At 64.1% G+C, this 2,168-nt stretch carries 1 protein-coding gene; it reads left to right on the forward strand.

Annotation, left to right across the window (positions count from 1 at the left end; all coding sequences use genetic code 11):
• Window positions 1-317: 317 nt before the first annotated feature.
• On the forward strand, window positions 318-2,168 hold a 1,851-nt coding region (locus EOA27_RS33215), incomplete at its 3' end, for a UvrD-helicase domain-containing protein (protein ID WP_127258385.1).

Genomic DNA, 2,168 nt, shown 5'->3' on the forward strand with positions numbered 1-2,168 from the left:
GCGCGACGAGCCAGATGCCGCCGCCGCCGAGAATGAGACCGATGAGGAAGAGGACGAGGGAGGTGATGGTGACAGCCAAGACGGTGCTCCTTCGACTGTTGCGCGCATCAAGCAATTCCAGGAAAAGCGTGAAGCGTCTTTCCGTCCGGAACTGCGTCAAACAAGATAGAGCAGCTTGCGGGGTGCGACAGGCCCCGCCCTGCCGGCAGCTTTCCCCTTACCCGCTCCGGCTGTCAAGTTGGTCCGGGACACGCGAAACTAGAACAAAACGTAGACAGTTCTGGTCTTTCGCTCCCGAATCACTACATTCGGGGGCGATGTCGGGCTTTTCCGAAGACATGCCTTTTTTCGATGAACCGAATGCGCGGCCGGCTGCGGCCCCGTCCGGCATAGCCGCGCGCGCCATGGCGGCGCGCAGCGGGCAGAACAGCGCGCCCGATTATCTGAAGGGCCTGAACCCGGAGCAGCGGCTCGCCGTCGAGACGACCGAAGGCCCGGTCCTGGTGCTGGCCGGCGCCGGAACCGGCAAGACGCGCGTGCTCACCACCCGCATCGCCCACATCCTCGCGACTGGCAGGGCCTTCCCGTCGCAGATCCTCGCCGTCACCTTCACCAACAAGGCGGCGCGCGAGATGAAGCAGCGCATCGGCCACCTGATCGGCGAAGGCAATGTCGAGGGCATGCCCTGGCTCGGCACCTTCCATTCTATCGGCGTCAAGCTGTTGCGTCGTCATGCCGAGTTGGCCGGGCTGAAGTCGGATTTCACCATCCTCGACACCGACGACGTGGTGCGGCTGATCAAGCAGCTGATCCAGGCCGAAGGGCTGGACGACAAGCGCTGGCCGGCCAAGACCTTCGCCCAGATGCTCGACAACTGGAAGAACAAGGGCCTCGGCCCCGAAGAGATTCCGGAAGGTGATGCTCGCAGCTTCGGCAACGGCAAGGGCCGCCAGCTCTACAAGGCCTATCAGGAACGGCTGCAGACGCTGAATTCCTGCGACTTCGGCGACCTGCTCTACCACCCGATCCGCATCTTCCGCGCCTATCCGGACGTGCTGAAGGAATACCACCGCAAGTTCAAATACATACTAGTCGACGAGTACCAGGACACCAACACCGCGCAGTACATGTGGCTGCGGCTCTTGGCGCAGCGCCCCAATGTCGGGCGCAGCCCGTCGGCCGAAGGCCGCAAGCCCGACCGGGCGTCGGCCGGTCAGGCCGCCCCCGCGGAGGCCAGCGAGCGAAGCGAGCGCGCGGCCGTGAGCGAAAACAAAGTCAACATTTGCTGCGTCGGCGACGACGACCAGTCGATCTATGGCTGGCGCGGCGCCGAAGTCGACAACATCCTGCGCTTCGACAAGGATTTCCCGGGCGCCACCATCATCCGGCTGGAGCGCAATTATCGCTCCACCGCGCATATCCTGGGCGCCGCTTCCCACCTCATCGCCCACAATGAGGGCCGTTTCGGCAAGACGCTGTTCACCGATCGCAATGACCCCGATGACGACAAGGTGCATGTCCATGCCGCCTGGGACTCGGAGGAAGAGGCGCGCGCCATAGGCGACGCCATCGAGGCTTACCAGCGGCAGAAACATAATCTGAACGACATGGCGATTCTCGTCCGCGCGTCCTTCCAGATGCGCGCCTTCGAAGACCGCTTCATCACGCTGGGCTTGAACTATCGCGTCATCGGCGGCCCGCGCTTCTACGAGCGCCTGGAAATCCGCGACGCGCTGGCCTTCTTCCGCGTCGTCGCCAACAGCGGCGACGACCTTGCCTTCGAGCGCATTGTCAACGTGCCGAAGCGGGGGCTCGGCGAAGCCACGATCCGCCAGATCCACGACACCGCGCGCGCCATGCGCGTGCCGATGCTGGAGGCCGCCGCAACGCTCGCCGAAAGCGACGAGCTGAAGCCCAAGCCGCGCGCAGCGCTCCGAGAGGTGGCCGCCAATTTCGAGCGCTGGCAGAAAGCGCTGGAAACGAAGCCGCACACCGAGCTCGCCGAGACCATTTTGGAAGAGAGCGGCTACACCGACATGTGGAAGAACGACCGTTCGGCAGACGCGCCCGGGCGGCTGGAAAACCTCAAGGAGCTGATCCGCTCCATGGAGGAGTACGAATCGCTGCGCTCCTTCCTCGAGCATGTCGCGCTCGTCATGGATGCCGAG

This window comes from Mesorhizobium sp. M2A.F.Ca.ET.037.01.1.1, from assembly GCF_003998075.1.
Lineage (GTDB): Bacteria > Pseudomonadota > Alphaproteobacteria > Rhizobiales > Rhizobiaceae > Mesorhizobium.